The sequence below is a fragment of the Phocaeicola sp. RTP21198st1_B8_RTP21198_201120 genome (assembly GCF_040929485.1).
GTDB classification, from domain to species: Bacteria; Bacteroidota; Bacteroidia; order Bacteroidales; family Bacteroidaceae; genus Phocaeicola; species Phocaeicola dorei.
This window is the reverse complement of the sequence record NZ_JBCOCI010000258.1, coordinates 1,189-1,754: the sequence shown is the minus strand read 5'-3', so window position 1 is coordinate 1,754 and position 566 is coordinate 1,189. Positions and strand designations below refer to the sequence as shown.

At 44.0% G+C, this 566-nt stretch carries 1 pseudogene; it reads left to right on the top strand.

The features are described from left to right. A pseudogene (locus AB5935_RS25170) lies at positions 1 to 566 on the top strand (VapE domain-containing protein); the annotation flags it as partial.

Below are 566 nucleotides of genomic sequence, written 5' to 3'. Positions count from 1 at the left end.
GCAGAATATCATCCTTTCAGGCTGTATCTGGATGAATTGCCGGAATGGGATGGCATAGACCGTGTGTCCGCATTGGCTCGACGGGTTTCGGAAAGCCCGTTGTGGGAAAAAGGATTTCGCATTTGGATGTTGGGGATGACGGCACAATGGATGGGGGTAATGGGAGATCATGCGAATAGTGTAGCTCCCTTGCTCATTAGTACAGAACAGGGATATTTTAAATCTACTTTTTGTAAGTCTTTACTCCCTCCTGTACTTCGCCGTTATTATATGGATAAGGTAGATTTAACAAGTCAGGGGAATGTGGAACGTAGACTGGCGGAGATGGGACTTCTCAATTTGGATGAATTTGACAAGTTTTCTCCTGCAAAAATGCCTTTGTTGAAGAATCTGATGCAAATGGCTTCATTGAGTTTGTGCAAAGCTTATCAGAAGAACTATCGTGCCTTACCGCGAATAGCTTCTTTTATCGGCACGTCTAACAGGAAAGATTTGCTCACTGATCCAACTGGTAGCCGCAGGTTTATTTGTGTGGAAGTAGAGCATCCTATTGATTGTGAAGCGAT